Raw genomic sequence first — 20,222 nt, 5'->3', positions numbered from 1 at the left:
TAGTGCCAACAAAACGCGAATTTCGTACGTTAAGTAATTTTAATTTAAGAAATAGGCTATTCTAGGTTATGCCACAGGTGAATTTATTTAATACTTCTTGAGTATACAAATAAACAGTTCCTCTATTATTAAGAAATCGTTTATTTATTCTATTGCTTTTTTGTTAGATCAATACTTACTTTCTTCTATTTCATGAAAGTGGGTTTACTCTTGAATCTCTTCTGCTTGTACAGATTTTTGTTGTGTATTAATTAAGAATTGTCCCTTCCAATTTCCTTTATTGTTCCCAATGCTTTCGATGTTTATTTGCAATCTAAGATTTGAAGATTCGTCTTTATTAACAAAAGCAAATAAACCATCTGGTCTATCATATCCTGCGGACGGCATACTAATTTCTTTCCCATTTGAATCAACAAAAAGAAATGCTGGTTGACGTGTATCATTGTTAAAGAAAAGTAATCGATTTACAGATTTTTGAGATACATCCTGATCTGTATTATCTTTATAAACAGGTTCCCTAACTTGCACACCATTTTCTTTTCCATCCTCTAATAATTCTAATCCACTTGTATTAAATTCATATGGAATTAATGTTCCATTTTCTTTTTCAATCGTATAATGTCCAATTATTTTAGTACCATCAATAACTAGATTCCTCAAATGTATTGTAATTCCTTGATCAGTTATTTTTTGATTTAAAGGGATTACACCATCACCAGTTTTTAAGGCATTTCTAATTTTATCAGTAAAAAGTCCATTTAATTTTACATCTTGATTTTCTAAGACCGGTGTTAACACTTGTTTAGAATTTTCTTGTTTTATGCTTTCTTGTTTAGGTCTTTCTTGTTTAGGTCTTTCTTGTTTATAAGATGGTTCCGCTGCCTTTACATTTACAAGGGAAAAACCAGAAACTCCAACTAGAGCTGCTATTCCTAGGGCTGACCATCGATAAGATTTCTTATTAAAATTTTTAATCATAATAATTCTCCTCCTTATAGTGTTTTTATTTCTGCTTAAATTAGCTAAATTAGGAACTTGATAGAAAGTTGAATAATGTTCTAATAAAGTTAGTATAGTATGACCGTATGCAAGTTTTTCTTCTGAACCAATATAAGTAAGAGCATATGCATCACAGGCTATTTCTTGATCCTCGCGCATAGCATAATATGCATACCATATAATTGGATTAAACCAATTTACAATAACCAAACTATACATGAGCCAATTTATTTTTATATCTTTTCGTTTAAAGTGTGCCAATTCATGATAGAAAATATATCGAAGCTGATTTTCATCTAACTGCTGAATATGTTTGTTAGAAAGTAAAATTCTTGGAGTCTTTACTCCCAAAAGTGTTGGACTTGAAATTTTACCAGCTTGTATTAGTGGGATAGGTCGTTTAATCGACAATTTTTCTTTACAATTTTCAAAGATACGAATAACTTTTTCATCTGTTATATTAGGTTGTTTAGTAATGTAATGATTTAAATGTCTATTTAAAATAAACATAGTTGCAGTCAAACCGATTATCCCCAATAACCAAATACCTAAAAATATATCGTACATCGATACATCAAGGTGTACATCTTCTTTATTAGATACACTTTTCTTTTCATTAGATATATTTTCTTCTTTTATTTTGTTGTGTTCTAATAATTGTTCTTTAGGTTCAATTACTTCTTTTGTAGATTGTATAGATAAACGGGTATGCTCATGTTCTCTTGAAAGCATTGAAGAATATATGCTAAATGAACTATCAGGGGACCATGGGAAAATAAGCCGTATGATAAGGATTAACCATAGTGCATATTGCCATCTTGGTGTTAATTTATTTTTTAGTAACACTTTTATACATAAAATAAAACCCACTAATATACTTGCCATAATAGATGTTTCTATTACCCAGTCAAAAGCCATAGGCAGGTAGGTATTATGCAATAATGAATTCATTATTATCTATCCTTTTCTTTGCTTGGTTCATCTTTGTTCTCTAAAATTTGTTTTAATTCATGAATATCTTCCGTAGAAAGTTTTTCTTCTTTTATGAAATTTACAAGCAAAGGTTTTAATGCTGCACCATAGAAACGTTTTAAAAAAGATTTTGTTTCAATTTGTAAGTAGCTTTCTTGGGAAATTAGTGGTGTATACGTATAGACTTTTCCTTTTTCTTGGTGAGAAGAAATAGCATTTTTTTTGGAAAGTCTATTAATTAATGTTCGAATAGTCTTAGGACTCCAATCGCTTTTCTCTTCAAGTGCTTCAGTTATTTCATTTGCTGTAAGAGATGATGGTGTATTCCAAAGTACTTTCATGACTTCTAATTCAGCTTCTGATATTTTAGGTAAATAACTCATATAGTTTCTCCTTTCACTTAAATTTTTCTTTTACTTGTGTTTAATACAACCGCAGATAATTTAGCTAAATGTATCATATTAACCTCCTTCCCTGATTACAAGTGTAATCTTATTTTCGATATTACACTTGTAATCAAAGGAAATCAAGTGGAAATCGATAAAGGATTTATTTACCAACTTTTTCTGTAGGAATATTATTTATTCCTTATATATATAATATAAAACAAAAAGCATCTATTAACAGTATAAAATAATAAAGCCTAAGTTCGGTAAATGAACTTATATAAGTTAAGCCTTAAGGTTCTTCCCATAGACAGCAAAGGAAACTCATTAAATCATATAAAATAAGTAAATACGTTACCAAAAAGCATAACCAATAGTTTAAAAGCTCAATCGTAATAATATTATAGGAGCTGATATTCATTATGAAGTGTGTTGAGTTTGAAGCATTAAAAGCATATGGATCACGAACAGTTTATTTTTGCGAACATGAGATGAAACATAGTTGTTTGATTGCAATTCCTTCCTGGAATTGGAGTTTCTTAATGGATTACACGATTAATTTTAAAGATGAAAAGCCTATGCTAATGAAAGCATTGGAGAAGTATGTTTCTTATCACCTTACCGAGAATGTTGCAGATGTATTTTATGATTATGTGTTTAGTGAATTCAATTAAGATTTTCATAAGGGGGAACATAATGAACTTTAAAGGGGTTGTAAGTAGTTTTTTAGTAATGGGATTATTATTTTCGGGATGTTCAGCAATTCAAAATTCAAATCATGCAAAACAAACGAGTGGATCACAAGATATTGCACAAGTTATAGAGTTTCCATCAAATAAATAACCAGAAACAGCGACACATATTAAAGACGCGATTGCAAATGGAAAGACAGATATTTGTACAATTGATCGGAATGGAGCCGCTGAAAGAAGAAAACAATCTTTAGCAAATGTTCCAACGAAAAAAGGATATGATCGGGATGAGTACCCTATGGCCATGTGTGTTCGCCCATAAGGGCATATATTGAATTTGCTGATAGCAAAGCAACAGGTTAGATTGCGAAGACCTGTCATCACCCAACTTATCCGGAATGGAAACTGAACGGGGAGTGTAGCATGTTGGGAAAGCCATAAGTTGATGAGCTACCACGTCACGACTGAATGGCAAGATGAAACTTTGTAGATAAGGATGAAAGCTATACTGCTTGAATGATAGTCTGAACGATCAGAGCCATGATTATAACGGAAGGTAGTTACAAACGTTATACAGCCTTAGATGAAATCCATCTACATAGGGGATTTTATTAAAAGTAATCTCAGTTCTGCACATGCTGAGATTAATGCAATCCATAGGTTGAGTAATCCCAATAAGGGTTAAAGGGCGAACGTCACATCCGACACTACAAAACGCTATGTCAATATGTGTCTAAATGGGGATTACCTAAATTGGAACGCTCGTATGGGCTATAGTTGTTGAACTTGAAAATCCAACATGGTAACGGAATTCCCGTAGTAGTTTGAGGTAGGGAAAGCCTACTACATGGCGAAGGGGAATAGCTTGTCTTGTTTAATACCACACCGGAAGGAGCGAGAGGCTCATGAGAAATCCAGACGTAGTATTGAACAATCTAGTTTCCAAATCTAAAGAGGAAAATTACGTCTTTGACCATCTATATAGAAACCTATACAATCCAGAATTTTATCTGAAAGCATATGCAAATCTATATGCAACGCCAGGTAACATGACGGAAGGTTCGGACGGGAAAACAATTGATGGGTTCAATCTTAAAAGGATTGACTCGTTAATTGAATCACTCAAAAATGAAACGTACCAACCAAAACCATCACGAAGAGTTTATATTCCTAAAGCTAATGGTAAAAAACGCCCACTAGGGATACCTTCTTTCGACGATAAGTTACTGCAAGAAGTTATACGCATGATTTTAGAAGCGATTTATGAAGGAACATTCCTAAAGACCTCTCATGGTTTTCGACCTGAACACAGTTGTCATACGGCATTGGAACAAATAAGAGGAACTTTCCCAGGTGTAAGGTGGTTCATAGAGGGGGGCATTGAAGCCTTCTTCGATAACATTGACCACCATGTCCTAATTAACATTTTGAAAAGGCGCATAGACGATGCGAAATTTATTAGGTTAGTATGGAAGTTCCTCCGAACAGGCTTTATTGATGATTGGAAATTTCATAAAACGTATAGTGGAACGCCGCAAGGTGGGATTATCAGTCCGCTATTATCAAATATTTATCTTAATGAACTAGACGTTTATATGGAAGAATACATCAATAGTTTCAATAAAGGAATTAAAAGAGAAAAAACCAACGCTACAAGATATCTAGAAACTAAAACGTACAGAATGAGAAAAAGAATGAGAGAAGTCTGGGCAGAACTACCACAAAAAGATAAAGATGAAGACTTAAAACAGTACAAAGAATTGAGAAATCAACTACTGAACACACAATGTACAAACCCTATGGACAGTAACTTCAAGAGACTCAGATACACGAGGTACGCCGACGATTTCCTAATAGGTATTATCGGAAGTAAAAAAGATTGCCTAACACTAAAAGAGGATATTACCATATTTCTCAAAAATAAGCTAAAGCTTGATTTATCACAAGAAAAGACGCTTATTACAAGCAGTGCAAAAAAGGCAAGGTTCTTGGGTTATGACATAACGGTTACGAGAAACACAAGTCTCGGTACTGATGGAAATGGTGTTACTAAACGAACTCGAAATTTTATCTGTAAACTTTACGCCCCGCAAGATAAGTGGGTACAGAAGTTAAAGGAATATGGAGCACTAAAAATTACTTCAGATGGCAAATGGAAGTCTACTCATAGAACATATCTGAAAGACCTTGACGACATAGAAATTATCAACACATTTAACTCTGAGATACGAGGTTTGTACAATTATTACAAACTAGCGCATAATGTTGCCAATCTACACAAATTTCATCATTTTATGAAGTTTAGCTTCGTGAAAACATTAGGAGCGAAATACAAAAAGTCTGTATCAAAAATATTCTCCGAATATAGTATTAATGGGGAATTATGTGTTAAATACAAAACGAAAAAAGGTCAAAAGGTGATGTACTTCTATAGAGACGGTTTCAGAAGAGTGAAAAGTCCAATATTCATACATGATGCGGATTCTTTCCCAAATACTTTGAAATTTGGAGGTACAACTAGTCTTATTGATAGGCTAAAAGCTACTAAATGCGAGTACTGTGGCAAAGAATCAACTGAACTGGAGATGCATCATGTTCGAAAACTCAAAGACTTAAAGAGTAAAAAGAAATTGGAATACTTTATGATTGCAAGAAGGAGGATAAATAATAAAATAAGCCATTATCAATGTGATAAATGGCTTCGGAATGATATTAGGATTTATCGTGGGGAACCTAGGAATTCCCTTCAATTCTTCTACAAATATTATAGCAAAAGTATTGTGGAGGGAAAATATTTATGAAAGCAATTGATAACTACATGACACCCAGTGAAGCCGCATTCTATTGGAAGATACCAGATTCAACTTTAAGGAACAAGTTACAAGAGGGAATTTCTAAAAAAGCGGATCAAGAAAGAGAAGTTATGATTCAACAGGGATTAATCAAATGCTTTATTAAGCCAAATGGAAAGAGAAAAGAATGGATTATTACTTCTGAAGCAATGATAAATTGGTTTGGAGAACGAAAAAACTAATATTTTAAAAGAAAGATGTTCCCTAGCCTGCCAGCTCAAAAAACATCTTTCTCTAATACAGAATCATAATTTAAGAAAGGAAGAATGGCTATGAAGCAAATCCTTATTAAAATTACGTCTGGTGAGCCTATTTTAACACAACCTCACCTTAAATTTAAATTCCTCAAAAAATTTTACCTTTTCATTTCAGAAAATTACAAAAAGTTAAATTGTTATTTTGGTATTGAAGAAAATGTTTCCAATCAGATTTGGTTTTATGGTTTCTTTGCAACCTCCATTTTTATGATGCTTTTCACTTACTTAATTTCGGGTATCCTATATGGATTTTAGAGGGAAGCCATATGGAAGAAAGGTTGTTTTTAAAACAATTCCTCTAGAAAGGAGATACAACATTGATTCAATCAATAAAGAATACCATGCTATTTGTTGGTTTGATCTTAATTAGTGCGTTGATTGCTGTCAGCTTAATGAATTAGTCCTTTTGAAAAGAAAGGAGCAATCACATGGAAGATTACAAATGTAGAGCATGCGAGGAGATTGCCGCGGAAGGATTTGCGTTAGGAAGAATATGTTATTACTGCATTGAAGAAGTTGTAATTTACATGAAAAAACAGATAGAAAACAAAGAAAATTCTTGTGCGCATGGAGATAATCAAACAATCGAAATCAAGGGAACAGATGAATCTATAACGGTTTGTCATGAGTGTGGAGAAGAATTATAAAAGGGAGATAAGAAAATGAAAATCGGTGTATCTGTATGGAGAGTTCTTTGCAAAGAAACAAAGTTGAAATTGCTTCAAAATGCTATGCAGGAGAGTAAAAGCCGCTTTACAAAACAATCCCTTTCCATGGCTATAAAGCAACAGAAAGGGGAAGTGTGATGAGTGATCGTATTGGTGAAGGGCACAAGGAATAAGATGCCTTCAAAAATATTTTAGCATGTTCATTTAAGAAATAAAGGGGGAATTTAATGTGATGAAAACAGTTCAATTGTTGAAAAGTGAAGAATTTGAAATAGGTACAACAGATAAAAATGGGCACAAATTAAGACAGTCTGATTTTGTTGTTACACAAGATAATTTTGAAGGTATTAGTATTTATCAAATCCTATACAATAGTATTGCGAAAGAGTTTGTGGCCATGAGTGATTCTAATTGGTGGATACCGTATCATGATTTATCTGTTGCAACAGAAAGGCTAGATTATGTCATTGCAAAAGAGTTTTTGAGGCTAGAAACATGCGGTACATATTGGGGGAAGAATCGTACACCATTTATTAGAATGCCGATTGAATATTTCAATCCTGTTGAGGAATCCACTTTTATTCTAGAAAAATTAGGGTGGCAATATGACGATCTATTGAGCATAAAAGAAAATGGATGCTGGTACCTAACAGTGAACAAGAAAATATATAGTGAAAAACGTCTAGGGATAGCCGCCTGTTTAGCCGCTGTTGATACTGTAAGAAACAATAAGTAGGAATTTGATTTTAAGGGAGAAATACAAATTTAAATTATAAATAGGGGGAATTAAAATGTTACATGCAGTTATGCAAGAGCAACAGTATTGGAAAGGTCAAAAGCAGAAGTTTCGAAAAGAAAATAAAAAATTATTGATTTCTTTAGAACCACATTTATATGAAAGATTGGAAGAATTAGCACTTTATAATGAAAGCTTAGATCAAATCGCTTTAGAGTTAGTAACAGAAGGGTTAGACTATATTTATATGGAGGATGTACCTGTTCAGCAGTCTCATGCATTTCAGCATTTTATCGAATTTGAATTAACACCATTTCAACATAAGCTCTTACAACAATTAGCAATCAAACGAGGATATTCAACTAGAAAAATGGCATATACAATATTGCGTTTTATGCTCTGAACAAAGTAAAAGAATCCAACTATAAAAGAAGGATTCTCTCACCAGGTATTCGTTGGCAAATGACTTCACCAGGGAATTGAGTCTGGATCACTCAATTCCTTTTTTATGTTATAAAAAAGAATGTAATTTGTCAAAAAGCATTTGTTATAGAATAACAAATGATTTTTGTTGAACTTGAATTGAACACTTTCAGAAAGTATTTATATTGTTTGCCTTTTTCTCTTGTAAAATTGTACCCTCACTCAATAATTTTAACATAAAATATAGAAAATGTAGCGTTTTAATATTAAAAAACCTATTGGTTTTATATGGATTATTTCTTTATAATAAGGAAAGGTAGTTCCCGAATTTAGATAGGCCCTCATGCGAGAAAAGCAAGAGAGCCTATCTACATAAAAAGGTTGAATATTTGCCAACCTTTTTAGTGTAAGGGGTTTAATAACAGCTTATTGCTACAACTCACTTTTATTTCAAAACAATTAATCGGGAAATTCAATCTAACATTTTTTCTCAATATGGTTTTTCATATTTTTGAATTATAATATAATTAATTCTTTTTATTTCTATATCTGTCTCTTATCTTCCTGTTGTGAATCCTTATGATAAGGATTCTTTTTTTGTTGTAATTTTGTAATCTAATTTATATCTTTCCATTGCTTTATAGACTAAGAGGTCCAATTTTTGACTAACACTAATTACTTTTTGATGTCTAAAACCATATGTTTTTACAAGATAGCTCAATTCTTTTTTTTGATCTTCTATTATGTCATGTAGTAATCTCATTTCCACTTTTTCTTTTAAGCTCCTTTATACATAGAATCTCGAAAAAATTGTACCAAAAAAATTGCAAACAAAAAACAAGGCTGAAATCAGCCTTGCCCTAAAGGAAAAAACCTAACTCTTATATCTAAGAGTACATTATGTATGAGAATTTTTGAAGTGAGATACATTAACGAAAGGATAAAAATGTTATAATTGTAAGATTTTATTTTTATAAAGAAACAGTCGAAATTGCTTGCTTATAAAGCAACTGTTGCTTTCCATTGCTTAAAACTAGTACCGAAAATTTATCAACAGCGATAATTTTCCCAGGTACTCTGACACCATTTATTAGAAAAATCATTACTTCTTTCTTCTCTTCTACTAACTTCTCATAAAATTTTTCTTGTGTATGCATCATTTAGATGGTTGCAACTCCTCTCCTTTTTTGGAACTGTTCATAGCTTCTAAGAATACATATTCTTTTACTGTTAGTTCAACTGTTGGACAATATTCAACTTTTGATAATTCATGAAATAAAGAAAGGTTTTTGTGTAGTTTTTGAATCATTTCATCTAAGGTGATTTCTCCTACACCATATTGGATAACAGGATTTAAAAATACGTCTATATCTACTAAACTTGGTTCAATTAAGGAAACAATCTCTTGAATCTTTGGTAAAACAATTGTTTCATAACGTTGTTTGAATAGTTCTAAGTCCTCTGGTGCGGGTTCATTCTCACATAGCTTTTTGAAAGATATTACACGAATGTCATTTCGTAATGAATCAATACGCTCTTCATAAAAAGCTTTGTCAAATCCTTCTTTGTCAGCAACATCATAATGAAGTTCTGTTTGTGATCTACGCTTCTTTTTATAAGAATCCATGAGGATTTTTTCTTTTGCATTAAACATCATGATAAAAATAGTACGCTCTAAATTCATGACTTGGTTTGCTATGCTTAATGTTTCATCTAATACTTTTGCGCGTTCTTCTTCACTTAACTTTTTTATAGAGGATGGAACAAGGTTTTTGATATTCTCAAACGACTCGGAATTAATAATGTGTTGAAGAGAAAATTGAGCAACCTCTGGTAAACAAGGATCAGTTGTTTTGTCTAAGAGTAACAAATCTTTAATCGTTCGCACTGTATTTTTGATCTCTTTTTGAGCTTGTCGAACTTTTTCTATGCTTCTTTCTAAGTATTCTGGTTGTTTAAGACGATTGAAAATGTATTCTCTTCTTTCTTCAAAATGTTGCTGTAAAAGTGACATAGTTGTTTCCCCTCTCTAAGTGTCTTACGGTTTTAAAATCCTTCTCATGGATGCAAAAGGAACAGTATAATTATAACATTTTATACTTTGATACGATTTTAAAATTCTTATATTTCGGAAATTTTGAGAAGACGCTTCTTTTTCTTGTTGTACTTGCACAAGTTTCATACTGTCAGCATATAGCTAATAGCGTAAAGCACGCTGATAGCTAATGATTAAAAATGTGGCCCAAAAGGGTCATTTTTTTATGGGAAAAATGATATTACCGCTCATATCGATTAAATAAAAAAGTAGAGAATTTTTTTGTATAAAAAGGTGAATAACGTACAAACAGAAAGGAATACGTTTTAGTAATACCGATATTATCGGTCACATCGGGGAGGGTGAACAGAATGGAAAGATCAAAGTTTAGTAAACCAGTAGCATTTAATAAGAAGAATGAAAAGGATCGGATCATGTTACAGCATGTAAAGCGTAAAAATTTTTCGGGTTATGTAAAGAAATTGATCTGGAACGATATACCCGATAAACATAAAAAAGTACCATGCGAAGAGGATAGAAAACAAGTACCTCCACCAATTCGACAAGACGAACAGAGTGTAACAGGAAAGAAGAAATTAAGTGCCGCGGCACGTATTGAACAAATTAAGGCGCAAACAAAAAGACAGGAGCCTTCAAAAAGCTCACTGCCTGTATTTTTACCCAACAAAAACATTAACAAGTGATCCAATAATCGCGCCTACAGCGACAGCAATTGCAACATGCATATCGTTAGACCTCCTACTTTTCATTTATAAGTAGTATGTGTAGTTCTTTTAAAATTATACGAGGGGTGTTGCATCATGACTAAGACAGAAACGATTTCTTTTCGCTCTTTTATGGACCAAAGTTATAAAAAGAAAGCACATAAAGAAACAAATAGTAAGAACGTACTTAAAAAGGTTTTTACCGCTACAGGAAGTTCATTAATATTAATACTTCCAAAGGTAACATTTGCCGCGGGAGTTAACGGGACGTTTGGCAATGTTCATAGTGCCATTATGAACGGATTTGATGCGGGCGTAGTTTTAGTTATTATCTTTTCGGGCGCGGCCTGGGCATTGGGGCACCGTACAAAGGCAATAGAAATTTTAATTGGTGCATGTTGTGGGTATATCTTGGCTAGACATGCGGTTGACATAAGAGACTTTTTAAAGGGAATTTAAAAGGAGGGGTCCTTGTGAAATTCATTTTAGAAGGTGGAAAAATGATTGCGGCTAATACAGCTGGGTATATTGGAGAAAAGGCAAAAGAGGGTTCTTTTTTAGATCAATTAAATAATTTTAGTGATGCTATTGTAGGGAAGGAAATGGAATGGATTTTCAAGCCAGTTGGTGAATTTATGGTTGATATAGTAAGCGAATTAGGTCATTGGTTTATTCTAAATTTGCCCGATATTATGGGATATGGTGCATTGGTGACAGCTGGATTTATCATGATAGGTTCAATGACAAACAAAGGCGGAATGATGAAGCCGCTTGCCTATTTTGCAGGTGGACTTATCTTAGCAATATGTATATTAGGAGGGGCCTAAAAATGATACAGGGAGAAGGCTTTATTATATGCGATAAAGAAAATACAAACCTTCCTGTTTTGGCACAAAATGAATATTTGCCAGTATTATATGAACCTAAGAAAATAAAAAAATCCTGGTTTAAAAGAAAAGAGATATATTCTTTAAAACAATATTTACAAGTAGAAAAAAACAAAATGGTTGTATATCGGATTATTCCTCATGCGGATGTATCTAATAATACAAAGCGTTTATGGCGGGCGATCCATAAGATGTATGAAATGTACGAAAGTATGGGAAGTCGTATAGAAAGAAAAGGGATTACATTTCATTATCGTGAAAAGGACTATTTCTGGTTTGATGTTGTTTTCAAACAGGAAAAGGGCCAGAAGAAAATTGAATTTTATGTAGCAACTAGCGAATATCAAGCATTAAAGCTTAAAAGAAAACTAGAGAACAAAATGAGTGTGACAATTAAGGAAGCGGAAATATCAGATTTGCAAATTTCTAATGAAAATACAATCGTACAAGAAATGCGATATTTGAAACATGACATCTTTTCCTTAAATACAAATAGCAACGATACAAAAACGCCTATTGGTAATATTTTAAGTGTTATTGATGAACTAAGTTATGATGGAGATATTTGCCGATTGAGTATTTGTAATGAAGCGGAAAACCGTCAGAAATGGGTGAAAAACGCTTTCTGGGCCATTGAAAAGTTAAAGAAGGGGAAACCACCCCAACGGGTTAATATGAGCGGCAAACGACTTGTAACAGGGGCTAAAATTGGTGTTGCGGCTGTTATTAATGAAATAAATGATTTATTAACTGATACATTCCAGGCGTTCTCGAACGCTTTTTTTAAATCAGATAAAAAATTTAGCAAAGAGCACATCATTAAAAAGGCACATACAACCGCTGATGAAGTTGGAACAAATCGTGTGAGTTATGACAAAGGAAATCAGCCTGTTTTTAAAACGCGTATACGGGTGGCCTCACATTCCCATGATCGGTTAACCAGGGAGACAATGGGGGAAACCTTAGCGCTTTCTATGATGGATTTATCAGAAACGAATGAACTACATGGCGTAAAAATAAGAATGAGAAAACGCCAAACAGAAATATTACAGGAATTAAATACATTCGAACTATCAAGCAAGACAAAGTTTGATCCGAATGTAAATTTGATGAGTACCGATGAAATGAGCAAATTAGCTTTGCAAATGCCTGTAAAAGAGTTGCAACGAAAATATGCGGATGCATTGAGTGTAAAAAAGAAAGTTGAAATTGAGATACCAGCGATTATGCGGGATGAGAAGGGAATATTTTTAGGACATTCGGAATTGAAAGACCAAAAAATATCAATCTATATGCCAATAGATAATCCAGATAATTTTTATAGAGGTTACGTCTTTATAGGAGGACAGGGGGCTGGTAAAGATACAGCAATTAAGAATTTTGTTATTGAGGGAAATACAAAACATAAGATTAGTTTTATCATACCAGATGCAATTGTAGAAGAAGGTGGGCGGGGTATGGCAGACGGGATTCGTGATGCATTACCACCAGAAAACATTATTGATCTGGATTTAAACGACAGTGATTATATCCCACCTTTAGATTTAACAGAAGTAATTACAAAGCTAGGGCGGAACGGTGCTTCAAGATTTGCGGATGAAATGATTGATTTCATGCAAATTGAAGGATTAAGCCGAAGTGAAAAATATTTAACGGATGCGGCCAAAGCAAGTAAAGGAAGCCTATTTAATATTAAACGTATTATAGAAGATGAGGACTTTCGGGTAAATCGCATTCAAGAATTAGTGAATGAAGGGAATTTGCGTCTTGCAAATGAGCTGATACAGTGGGGAGATAATGAACAATTAGGGAATAAGTGTGATCCCATCATAACCAGATTAAACCGCTTTTTTGGGAATGAAAGATTGTATGATATCTTTGCACAAGACCCATTGAAAGAACTTGATTTTGGTAAATGGATGCAAGAAGGAAAAGTTATTATTTTAAGGGTTCCAAATGCTAGGGGATTGGGGGAACATGCAGTAAAAACCCTGGTTCACTGGATCACACTAAAAACCTTCATGACCAGGTTATTAATGACTAAAAAAGAGCAAGAAAATGGGGCGTTTATCATTTTTAATGAACCCGAACAATATGAAAGTGAAGGATTAACTAAATTGATGGGTAGAGTGGGTACAGAGGGCAGAAAAGAGCGACTAGGAAGCATCTATGCATTTCACCATTGGAACAAATTGAAACCGTCATTACAAGAGAATTTACAAGGTGGCGGCGTACAGCAATTCCTATTTATGAACGATCATACAAAGACATTTGAATTATCTAAGTATCGATTTGAGGATACAATTTCACTAGAACAAGCATATAAAATACCAGCACATCACGCGATTATCAGTGTAAGAGCTGGGGGAGAAATGCAACCATCGTTCATTTGTAAAATGGCGCCACCGGTTAAACCAAAATATGATAATAGCTTTCTAACAAAAAGGCATTCTCGCATGTATGGCCGATCCTGGATCGATTTACAAAAACAGTACGGATAAAGTGTAGGCACAAGAGCAATGGTTCTTGTGCCTATTTACATTTTCCAAAAATCATGTGGTTGTGCGTAGGGGTCTATTTTTCTAATAACTTTCAAGAGTTTTTTCATTACAAGGGGTGTTGGAATATACGTTTTGTCACGACAAGCCTTTGTCATTGTTGGTAAAGAAATACCCGCAGTACGTGCGATTTTTTGTTGTTCTATTCCATGACGATCCAGCCATTTTTTTAATATGGTTTTATTATCTTTGAAAAACACTTTTCATCTCTCCTAAACTTGTATAATTTGGTTACAAGTTTGGACAGATTTTTTAGAATCTATTCTATAGAGTTTAATATTTTTTTAAATATGGGGAGAAAGTAGAATTTTTATGAAACAATCCAACGAACGATTCTGTTAATTTTTAACTAGTAATCTGGTATACATATAATGCAAAGATTTGACTTACGCATCATACAACAAATCTTTGCAAGGCGGCTTCCGAAAACATTTTGACATTTACATGCAAGAAAATATAAAAAAAGATTTAATTTGCAAACAGCAAATTAGAATTTAGTTTTGAAGAAAAATAATTTGTTTCGATGAAACAAAAATGAAGACGCATGATGAAATTATCATACGTCTTCATTTTTTGAAAAGAGCTTAGACCAGAATCCTTGTTTTTCTTTTGGAGCACTAAGAACTTGTTTACTTTCTTTTAGCTCTACATGTAATTGTTCAATTTGTTTGGATTGTTCCTGTAATAGTTTTTTTTGCTCAATCATTTCATCTGAAATGATACCTAAAATTTGCTTTAACTCACTATTTTCTTGTGTTAAACCCTGTAAGACGCTCATTACATTTTCATAACGCGTTATATGATGTTCATTTTCGTCTGTGACGGGGGGCGTAATGGGCGCTAAATTATTAGGAGGATTCATTGATATAATAGCATTTGCGGCATCATCTAGCGTCATAGACTTATTTTTACTTAATTCTTGTATTTTTCTTAGAATTATAACGTCCTTGTCAAAAAAACCGCGTTGGTCATGGTCGTTACGGTGGAAGTTATAGCCGCGGTCTTCTAATAAACGGGCATACTTACGTATAGTTCCATCTTTAACTCCTAATAATTCAGCAACTTCGCGGGTCCAGTAAACATTTTGTATATCTGTTACGGCGTCATGTGACACGTCACATACACCTCCTTTTTGGATAATATTATACACTTTTTAATAGAATCCTTGTGTATTTAATAAAAAAAGAGTCGCTCTTATAAAAGAACAACTCTTTTTGATTGCATTATGCATATGGATCATCTTCTAGATCATTCAGTTTATTCCATGAGGTATTTTCTTCTTCATCATTGGATTCCCCAGGATTCGTTATCTCTTGACTTGTTTCGATATGAGTTTGATCCGAAACAGGTGTATGAACAGTTTTTGAGCCTTCATCGTGTCTAATTGGTAAAGTTTGTGTTTCGTTATCCAGTGCAAATGTATATTTACGTGGTAAAATTTCCGCTACATCTACATTACCAATTTGTTTATGAAGTTGTTGTGCCGCATACAAAAAGAACATTGTAAGATCACTTTGTTTGTTAATAAAATCGATCATGTCTGGTGAAATATCTTTCTTAATATAGACATTTGCTCTATCACCAGCTTTGTATATTTTACGAGCCATTATTTTTCACCGACAGGAGCAAGCGCTTTTTCTTTTAATTCTTCAAATCTTGGAGAGCATGTGTACACAAGTAATCCGCGTGCATTTACGAAAAGTGGGTCTTTTAAGAAAATAACATTTGTTAAACGTCCTTTTTGCTCTAAAATTTGCTGTAGGCTTTCTTTTACGATTGCGGCACCGCCACCATAAATGAATACATACGGATCATCTTTCATATCATCAATTTTATTAATAATATCAGTTGCAATTCGATTTGCTAAACCTAATAATGCGCCACGTGATGCCTCTTTTAAACGAATATGACGAGGATGTTCTGAATCAAGATAAATTGCATTAAATTCAGCAATACTGTCTATTGTCTTTTGTTTATTATTTAAGTTCCAAACCTTGATAATATCAAGTAAAGTTTCTTTCACTCCATATGGTAAACCACGACTCATTTTATGTTTAAAACTAACACCATGAGAAACAACTTCTTCTGTCGTACCAGCGCCAATATCGAAAGATAATATTGTTTTGTCAACAAAGTCTATTTCTGTAGTTTTGCCTTCTGTAGCTTCTACTTTTCTTTTGATGGTTTTACCTTTTTCATCATAAACGATTCCCCATGAACCCGCCGCACCTTCTGGTAAACACTTGCAAAATTCAATTTGGATGTTAACTACTACTTCACGTCCGCTTGGGTGATGGAATTTTACCGTATGATGATTCATATAACGTTCTACAAATTCTTGTGCTGTTTGAGGCGTAATTGTTGCGACAGGTAATGCAACAGAAAGATCATAAGTAACATCAATTTTATCTTTATTTGGTTGTTTTTTCATAGCTGTAATTGCTAAACCAGCTAATGTAACAAGCAGCACAAGATCATCTTTCGATTTATCCGATTTCTTTTCCATTTCAATACCTTTAATGTTTTCATCAATCACTTTTTGACCAATAATGTAACGCATATTGTTTGTTTTTAAGGTAGGTGATGAAATTGTAACATCAATGTTGTTTTCTAAATCTTCAACAGAAATATCCTCATCACTCAAAATGTTTGTTGCTTCTCCAATGTGATGTGAATAAATACTTGGTATGAATAAAGGATCAAGACCTAATACATTTAACTTTAAACCACTGTTTCCCGCATCCGCACCAGCTTTAAGAATTGCCATATATAAAAACCTCCTAAAGATTATTTTTTATCGATTAACTTAATTCCATTATATGCTAAACTCTTTTAAAAAGTCAATACAATTACACACGAATTAATACAATTTAATACAAGTCAACACAAAATTATTAGTGAAAATCTATAAAAATCATTAAAATACAAGTGTTTTTCGTATTGATTCGTATTTACTTGTATTCATTTGTATTGACTTTTATTGATTTTTACATAATTTAATTGTTTTTAGATCGTGGGGCCGACTGTCTTTTTGAAATAATCCACCTGTTACCTATTTTTTTTGCTTTTACTTCTCCCGCGGCACATAAATTTTTAATTGTTCCTGGTGGCATATCCCACTTTTCGGCGGCTTCTTCAACGCCCATGACTTCTTCTAATGGGTCGCTATCATCATTATTGTAATTAATCACTAATAAACGTAATGTTTCGCCAGGGGCACTTGTTTTTTTTAGAAATTGCTCCCAGATATCGTCTGGAAGCCTAAATTTTCTTTGCATAAAATCCCTTCCTTTCAATTTCGCAATGATATTGCTTTGCAAGCTGATCCGCATATTTTAAAGCCAGGTGACGCTCTCTACCTGTAAACATTTTTTCATGTTTGTAAAAACCGTACACCCGTTCATTTTCTATATAATCTGTACTGACGTTTGGTCGCATTTCTAGTTGTACATGGTATTTCACATGATTTGTAGAATAATCTCTTCTTCTAACAAGTGTCACAACGCTTTTAAATTCAGTATTTACAACAGTTTGAGCGTGATCGTAGATATCCATTTGATAATTTTTAAGCTGTTTTATAATTTCTTCTAATCTTTCTATGTCCCGATCCACCATATCACTATAACTCTTTAATCTTTTCATATCATAGATGTGCTTGAATTTTTCACAATTTGAATTTATATACATGTGGGCATCTCCTTTTTTTAGAAAGATAAGAGGGGAAAACCCCTCTTATGCTTCAAGTTTCGGCTTGTTTTTCTTAATTCGCTTTACCTCGTGCATTGATCTGATTTCATCGAGTGAGAAGTCTTTGTTATGAAACTTCTTGTACTCTCCTTCATACCAATACCAAGCTTTTTTCTTAGATGCCCATTTAAATCCAAGTTGTTTTAATTCAGTTTTCAATGAGTAGGTGTTGCCTGTGATCCAAATCCAGGTCCCAATGATCTCAATTTCAATATCGTATTTTATAAGTTTGTCTATGATGTTTTGGTATGCTCCATTGTTTTGCTTTCCAGAGTTACTATGTAGCTGTTCAAAAAGTCTGTCATACTCTTTCTTTAATGCGATAAAGTCTTCATGTTTTCCGCCTAAGTCTGGGTGATGTTTTTTTGCTAGTTTCTTATATTGCTTTTTTAGTTCTTCGATGGAAGTGACACTTTGAAAAAACTTCATGGTCAACAGCTCCTTTTTAATATTTGAATGCGCTAGCGCATTTCTTAATTATATTTTATCATGCGCTAGCGCACGAAACAAGATTTTTTTTACTTATTTAGGATTTTTTAGAAGTTTTTTCGAGGGTTAAAAAATAGCATGAAAAAAGCCCTAGTTTTGCTTACAACAGGGCTTTTTTCATGCTTATATAAACTCTTTTTATTGCTGTTTATTCCAGAATTGAACGTATCTATGCAGGGCCTCAACGCTTTTTAATCCTAAAAACGCTTTAATCTCAATGGGTTTCATGCCATTCTGTAGCGCATTTAATATAAAACGGTTCCGTAACATAGTAGGCGTTATATGGATTTCAGCGCGTTTCGCTTCTTTCTGTAACATGCGTTGTACAGCGATTCTAGTTAAAGCGGCGGGTTGATCTTTTTCATAGTCCCATCGGAATGTTTGCGGGCCGAAATCAAATGCCACAAAAAAGGGATCGTCCGTTTGTTGGCGCGGTCTTACAAGGTTAGGAATCTTGTTGTAATAAGATAAGACAAGATTTATATGCTCTTTTGAAAGGGTAATAGATCGTTTGTGGGCGTGTAAACCTCCTGGGGTAATGGTATTTGTCCCAAAGTGTACATCATGCATAGAAATCGTGAGTATGTCCTGGATGGATAGTCCATAATCTAACATGAAATGAGTCAATAAAAGGTTACGTTCTAGAATAAACGTTCTTCCTGACGCCTGGTAGTCAGTTAATCCGTTATAACTACGCATGACGCGGAACAGCTTTTTAATTTCTTTGTCCGATGCAAAGTGTTTAGAAGTCAGTCCAGGAGGGGAGACATCACTTTTTAAATCCTGGGCCGCACCATGAAATTGTAAAAAGTTAATCAGAATGCCTCGTACACGCTTGATATTAGAAATTGACGCTCCACGTTCCTTTTTAAGCGTTTTTAAGTATCCGTCCAATACATTTGTATCAAAAGAATTAAAAAACGATTCTGGAGGCAATTTGACATGTTTCTGAATCCATGATGTAAAAAATGAGAGATCGTAGCGGTATTGTTTAACGGTGGAAGATTTACGGCCATGTTTTAACAGATCAGCAAGGAAAACATCAACAGAAAGTTCCCAAGTCATGTTTATATACTCCTTTGTCTTAAAAATTGTGTACCGCAATTATATACGAGAACCATACAAACAAGCAATAGGGGATTCTAGGTCGAGGTGTTTTCTTTTTGGTTTGGTGGGATTCCAGGGCCAGGACATTGCGGGGCTATGCGGAGACATATGGGCGTGGCAAGACATGGCTTGGTGTTGTGATATAGGTGGATATGTAGATGTGTTGGACTGTGTGGAAGGCGAATGATGGGCCGATGTTGAGCGAGGACGATATGCGAGGAATGGGAATGGCCGCCGCCCCGCCTACGTAGTTTTATAAAAATCTGCCTGTCAACGGAATCTGATTCATAGCTGAATCAAGATACCCTTAACAGGAGAGCTTCGTTTTTCTTTTTCTCTATGTAAGTAGAATAAAGCTAGTGTTTATGTACATCAACCTCAATTTTTACTTATGCCGAAACGATGCCGCTTTTCATCATGTATACATGACATAGACATCATATTGGCATTACTTTGGCATAACATAGACATCAGTATTTTTACTGTATATTTAGATAGAATTAGAAATGATAATGGATAAATGACTATCATGATATGTAGGAAAATAAACGAATAAAGTTACTCATAAATAGTGTGTTTGTTCGGAAATATGTTGGGCAGCTAAAATATTGCAGATTTGCATATTAAGAGAAGATGAGGTTTGTATTTTCGTATAAGATCCATTTGAAGATGATATGTAGAAGTTTATA

24 protein-coding genes and 2 pseudogenes are annotated in these 20,222 nt (G+C 33.7%); 13 read left to right on the top strand and 13 right to left on the bottom strand.

All coding sequences use genetic code 11. The annotated features are described in order from the left end of the window. Nucleotides 1-204: 204 nt before the first annotated feature. Nucleotides 205-1,950 (bottom strand): M56 family metallopeptidase, encoded by a 1,746-nt coding sequence (locus tag ACQGS6_RS10930; protein ID WP_426965123.1) that lies wholly within the window; start codon nt 1,948-1,950, stop codon nt 205-207. Between the two features lie 2 nt (nt 1,951-1,952). Continuing rightward, nucleotides 1,953-2,354, bottom strand: coding sequence for a BlaI/MecI/CopY family transcriptional regulator (locus ACQGS6_RS10925; protein ID WP_426965121.1), 402 nt, complete (start codon nt 2,352-2,354; stop codon nt 1,953-1,955). 425 nt (nt 2,355-2,779) lie between these two features. Between ACQGS6_RS10925 and ACQGS6_RS10920 the strand changes: the two genes are divergently transcribed. The 9 genes and pseudogenes from ACQGS6_RS10920 (at nt 2,780) to ACQGS6_RS10880 (ending at nt 7,965) form a co-directional block, all read left to right on the top strand. Then, nucleotides 2,780-3,031 (top strand): YueH family protein, encoded by a 252-nt coding sequence (locus ACQGS6_RS10920; protein WP_426965119.1) that lies wholly within the window; start codon nt 2,780-2,782, stop codon nt 3,029-3,031. A 22-nt stretch (nt 3,032-3,053) separates the two neighbouring features. Next, nucleotides 3,054-3,359: pseudogene (locus ACQGS6_RS10915) on the top strand (NucA/NucB deoxyribonuclease domain-containing protein); the annotation flags it as partial. 595 nt (nt 3,360-3,954) lie between these two features. After that, nucleotides 3,955-5,709, top strand: a pseudogene (locus ACQGS6_RS10910) (reverse transcriptase domain-containing protein); the annotation flags it as partial. A 137-nt stretch (nt 5,710-5,846) separates the two neighbouring features. Next, nucleotides 5,847-6,083 carry a hypothetical protein gene (locus tag ACQGS6_RS10905; protein WP_000643706.1) on the top strand — a complete coding sequence of 79 codons (237 nt, stop codon included), beginning with the start codon at nt 5,847-5,849 and terminating at the stop codon, nt 6,081-6,083. A gap of 90 nt (nt 6,084-6,173) precedes the next feature. Next, nucleotides 6,174-6,413, top strand: a complete 240-nt coding sequence (locus ACQGS6_RS10900; RefSeq protein WP_426965117.1) for a DUF3961 domain-containing protein — start codon at nt 6,174-6,176, stop codon at nt 6,411-6,413. A gap of 173 nt (nt 6,414-6,586) precedes the next feature. Next, nucleotides 6,587-6,805: a hypothetical protein gene (locus ACQGS6_RS10895; RefSeq protein WP_426965116.1), complete on the top strand. Its 219-nt coding sequence runs from the start codon at nt 6,587-6,589 to the stop codon at nt 6,803-6,805. 15 nt (nt 6,806-6,820) lie between these two features. Then, nucleotides 6,821-6,964: a hypothetical protein gene (locus ACQGS6_RS10890; RefSeq protein WP_426965115.1), complete on the top strand. Its 144-nt coding sequence runs from the start codon at nt 6,821-6,823 to the stop codon at nt 6,962-6,964. 94 nt (nt 6,965-7,058) lie between these two features. After that, on the top strand, nt 7,059-7,562 hold the full coding sequence (locus ACQGS6_RS10885) for a hypothetical protein (RefSeq protein WP_426965126.1): 504 nt from the start codon (nt 7,059-7,061) through the stop codon (nt 7,560-7,562). 55 nt (nt 7,563-7,617) lie between these two features. Further along, nucleotides 7,618-7,965 (top strand): hypothetical protein, encoded by a 348-nt coding sequence (locus ACQGS6_RS10880; RefSeq protein ID WP_426965114.1) that lies wholly within the window; start codon nt 7,618-7,620, stop codon nt 7,963-7,965. Between the two features lie 597 nt (nt 7,966-8,562). On the opposite strand, the gene ACQGS6_RS10875 is transcribed toward ACQGS6_RS10880, so the two are convergent. From ACQGS6_RS10875 to ACQGS6_RS10865, 3 genes are all read right to left on the bottom strand, one after another. After that, on the bottom strand, nt 8,563-8,754 hold the full coding sequence (locus ACQGS6_RS10875; RefSeq protein ID WP_098291276.1) for an aspartyl-phosphate phosphatase Spo0E family protein: 192 nt from the start codon (nt 8,752-8,754) through the stop codon (nt 8,563-8,565). Nucleotides 8,755-8,956: 202 nt separating this feature from the next. Then, on the bottom strand, nt 8,957-9,142 hold the full coding sequence (hfq, locus tag ACQGS6_RS10870) for an RNA chaperone Hfq (protein ID WP_170953410.1): 186 nt from the start codon (nt 9,140-9,142) through the stop codon (nt 8,957-8,959). Next, entirely contained in the window at nt 9,142-9,999 is an 858-nt protein-coding gene (locus tag ACQGS6_RS10865) for a hypothetical protein (protein ID WP_426965113.1), read from the bottom strand. The genes hfq and ACQGS6_RS10865 overlap by 1 nt, the downstream gene beginning before the upstream one ends. Nucleotides 10,000-10,391: 392 nt before the next feature. Here ACQGS6_RS10865 and ACQGS6_RS10860 point away from each other — a divergent pair, with 392 nt between their 5' ends. The 4 genes from ACQGS6_RS10860 to ACQGS6_RS10845 all read left to right on the top strand — a co-directional run bounded on the left by ACQGS6_RS10860 (nt 10,392) and on the right by ACQGS6_RS10845 (nt 14,133). Further along, nucleotides 10,392-10,724, top strand: a complete 333-nt coding sequence (locus ACQGS6_RS10860) for a hypothetical protein (protein ID WP_426965112.1) — start codon at nt 10,392-10,394, stop codon at nt 10,722-10,724. A gap of 117 nt (nt 10,725-10,841) precedes the next feature. Next, entirely contained in the window at nt 10,842-11,204 is a 363-nt protein-coding gene (locus ACQGS6_RS10855; RefSeq protein ID WP_000167718.1) for a hypothetical protein, read from the top strand. Between the two features lie 14 nt (nt 11,205-11,218). Next, nucleotides 11,219-11,572, top strand: coding sequence for a hypothetical protein (locus ACQGS6_RS10850; RefSeq protein WP_000668764.1), 354 nt, complete (start codon nt 11,219-11,221; stop codon nt 11,570-11,572). Between the two features lie 2 nt (nt 11,573-11,574). After that, nucleotides 11,575-14,133, top strand: coding sequence for an ATP-binding protein (locus ACQGS6_RS10845; RefSeq protein ID WP_426965111.1), 2,559 nt, complete (start codon nt 11,575-11,577; stop codon nt 14,131-14,133). 35 nt (nt 14,134-14,168) lie between these two features. Here the strand turns inward: ACQGS6_RS10845 and ACQGS6_RS10840 are convergent, their stop codons facing one another. The 8 genes from ACQGS6_RS10840 to ACQGS6_RS10805 all read right to left on the bottom strand — a co-directional run bounded on the left by ACQGS6_RS10840 (nt 14,169) and on the right by ACQGS6_RS10805 (nt 19,491). Beyond that, nucleotides 14,169-14,390, bottom strand: coding sequence for a helix-turn-helix domain-containing protein (locus tag ACQGS6_RS10840; protein WP_000465160.1), 222 nt, complete (start codon nt 14,388-14,390; stop codon nt 14,169-14,171). A 356-nt stretch (nt 14,391-14,746) separates the two neighbouring features. Further along, on the bottom strand, nt 14,747-15,304 hold the full coding sequence (locus ACQGS6_RS10835; protein WP_426965110.1) for a MerR family transcriptional regulator: 558 nt from the start codon (nt 15,302-15,304) through the stop codon (nt 14,747-14,749). 109 nt (nt 15,305-15,413) lie between these two features. Beyond that, a complete protein-coding gene (locus ACQGS6_RS10830; RefSeq protein WP_426965109.1) occupies nt 15,414-15,797 on the bottom strand; it encodes a hypothetical protein in 384 nt (127 codons plus the stop codon). Further along, nucleotides 15,797-16,957, bottom strand: coding sequence for a ParM/StbA family protein (locus ACQGS6_RS10825; protein WP_426965108.1), 1,161 nt, complete (start codon nt 16,955-16,957; stop codon nt 15,797-15,799). Before ACQGS6_RS10825 ends, ACQGS6_RS10830 begins: the two co-directional genes overlap by 1 nt. Before the next feature lie 229 nt (nt 16,958-17,186). Further along, a complete protein-coding gene (locus tag ACQGS6_RS10820; protein WP_426965107.1) occupies nt 17,187-17,468 on the bottom strand; it encodes a helix-turn-helix domain-containing protein in 282 nt (93 codons plus the stop codon). Beyond that, on the bottom strand, nt 17,452-17,877 hold the full coding sequence (locus ACQGS6_RS10815) for a hypothetical protein (protein WP_426965106.1): 426 nt from the start codon (nt 17,875-17,877) through the stop codon (nt 17,452-17,454). The genes ACQGS6_RS10820 and ACQGS6_RS10815 overlap by 17 nt, the downstream gene beginning before the upstream one ends. A 45-nt stretch (nt 17,878-17,922) precedes the next feature. Continuing rightward, nucleotides 17,923-18,366: a molecular chaperone DnaJ gene (locus tag ACQGS6_RS10810; RefSeq protein ID WP_426965105.1), complete on the bottom strand. Its 444-nt coding sequence runs from the start codon at nt 18,364-18,366 to the stop codon at nt 17,923-17,925. Nucleotides 18,367-18,564: 198 nt separating this feature from the next. Then, the gene (locus ACQGS6_RS10805) at nt 18,565-19,491 is read right to left on the bottom strand and encodes a tyrosine-type recombinase/integrase (RefSeq protein ID WP_426965104.1); all 927 of its coding nucleotides are present in this window, start codon (nt 19,489-19,491) and stop codon (nt 18,565-18,567) included. Between the last annotated feature and the right edge of the window lie 731 nt (nt 19,492-20,222).

The organism is Bacillus sp. GMs2/2 (genome assembly GCF_050172095.1).
Taxonomy (GTDB): domain Bacteria; phylum Bacillota; class Bacilli; order Bacillales; family Bacillaceae_G; genus Bacillus_A; species Bacillus_A cereus.
This window is presented reverse-complemented; position numbering and strand designations above follow the sequence as displayed.

What these genes read in the sequence shown, in the direction of transcription:
- ACQGS6_RS10930 (WP_426965123.1), bottom strand. Translation starts at nt 1,950, where the DNA reads ATGAATTCATTATTGCATAATACCTACCTGCCTATGGCTTTTGACTGG.
- ACQGS6_RS10925 (WP_426965121.1), bottom strand. Translation starts at nt 2,354, where the DNA reads ATGAGTTATTTACCTAAAATATCAGAAGCTGAATTAGAAGTCATGAAA.
- ACQGS6_RS10920 (WP_426965119.1), top strand. Translation starts at nt 2,780, where the DNA reads ATGAAGTGTGTTGAGTTTGAAGCATTAAAAGCATATGGATCACGAACA.
- ACQGS6_RS10905 (WP_000643706.1), top strand. Translation starts at nt 5,847, where the DNA reads ATGAAAGCAATTGATAACTACATGACACCCAGTGAAGCCGCATTCTAT.
- ACQGS6_RS10900 (WP_426965117.1), top strand. Translation starts at nt 6,174, where the DNA reads ATGAAGCAAATCCTTATTAAAATTACGTCTGGTGAGCCTATTTTAACA.
- ACQGS6_RS10895 (WP_426965116.1), top strand. Translation starts at nt 6,587, where the DNA reads ATGGAAGATTACAAATGTAGAGCATGCGAGGAGATTGCCGCGGAAGGA.
- ACQGS6_RS10890 (WP_426965115.1), top strand. Translation starts at nt 6,821, where the DNA reads ATGAAAATCGGTGTATCTGTATGGAGAGTTCTTTGCAAAGAAACAAAG.
- ACQGS6_RS10885 (WP_426965126.1), top strand. Translation starts at nt 7,059, where the DNA reads ATGAAAACAGTTCAATTGTTGAAAAGTGAAGAATTTGAAATAGGTACA.
- ACQGS6_RS10880 (WP_426965114.1), top strand. Translation starts at nt 7,618, where the DNA reads ATGTTACATGCAGTTATGCAAGAGCAACAGTATTGGAAAGGTCAAAAG.
- hfq (WP_170953410.1), bottom strand. Translation starts at nt 9,142, where the DNA reads ATGCATACACAAGAAAAATTTTATGAGAAGTTAGTAGAAGAGAAGAAA.
- ACQGS6_RS10865 (WP_426965113.1), bottom strand. Translation starts at nt 9,999, where the DNA reads ATGTCACTTTTACAGCAACATTTTGAAGAAAGAAGAGAATACATTTTC.
- ACQGS6_RS10860 (WP_426965112.1), top strand. Translation starts at nt 10,392, where the DNA reads ATGGAAAGATCAAAGTTTAGTAAACCAGTAGCATTTAATAAGAAGAAT.
- ACQGS6_RS10855 (WP_000167718.1), top strand. Translation starts at nt 10,842, where the DNA reads ATGACTAAGACAGAAACGATTTCTTTTCGCTCTTTTATGGACCAAAGT.
- ACQGS6_RS10845 (WP_426965111.1), top strand. Translation starts at nt 11,575, where the DNA reads ATGATACAGGGAGAAGGCTTTATTATATGCGATAAAGAAAATACAAAC.
- ACQGS6_RS10830 (WP_426965109.1), bottom strand. Translation starts at nt 15,797, where the DNA reads ATGGCTCGTAAAATATACAAAGCTGGTGATAGAGCAAATGTCTATATT.
- ACQGS6_RS10825 (WP_426965108.1), bottom strand. Translation starts at nt 16,957, where the DNA reads ATGGCAATTCTTAAAGCTGGTGCGGATGCGGGAAACAGTGGTTTAAAG.
- ACQGS6_RS10820 (WP_426965107.1), bottom strand. Translation starts at nt 17,468, where the DNA reads ATGCAAAGAAAATTTAGGCTTCCAGACGATATCTGGGAGCAATTTCTA.
- ACQGS6_RS10815 (WP_426965106.1), bottom strand. Translation starts at nt 17,877, where the DNA reads ATGTATATAAATTCAAATTGTGAAAAATTCAAGCACATCTATGATATG.
- ACQGS6_RS10810 (WP_426965105.1), bottom strand. Translation starts at nt 18,366, where the DNA reads ATGAAGTTTTTTCAAAGTGTCACTTCCATCGAAGAACTAAAAAAGCAA.
- ACQGS6_RS10805 (WP_426965104.1), bottom strand. Translation starts at nt 19,491, where the DNA reads ATGACTTGGGAACTTTCTGTTGATGTTTTCCTTGCTGATCTGTTAAAA.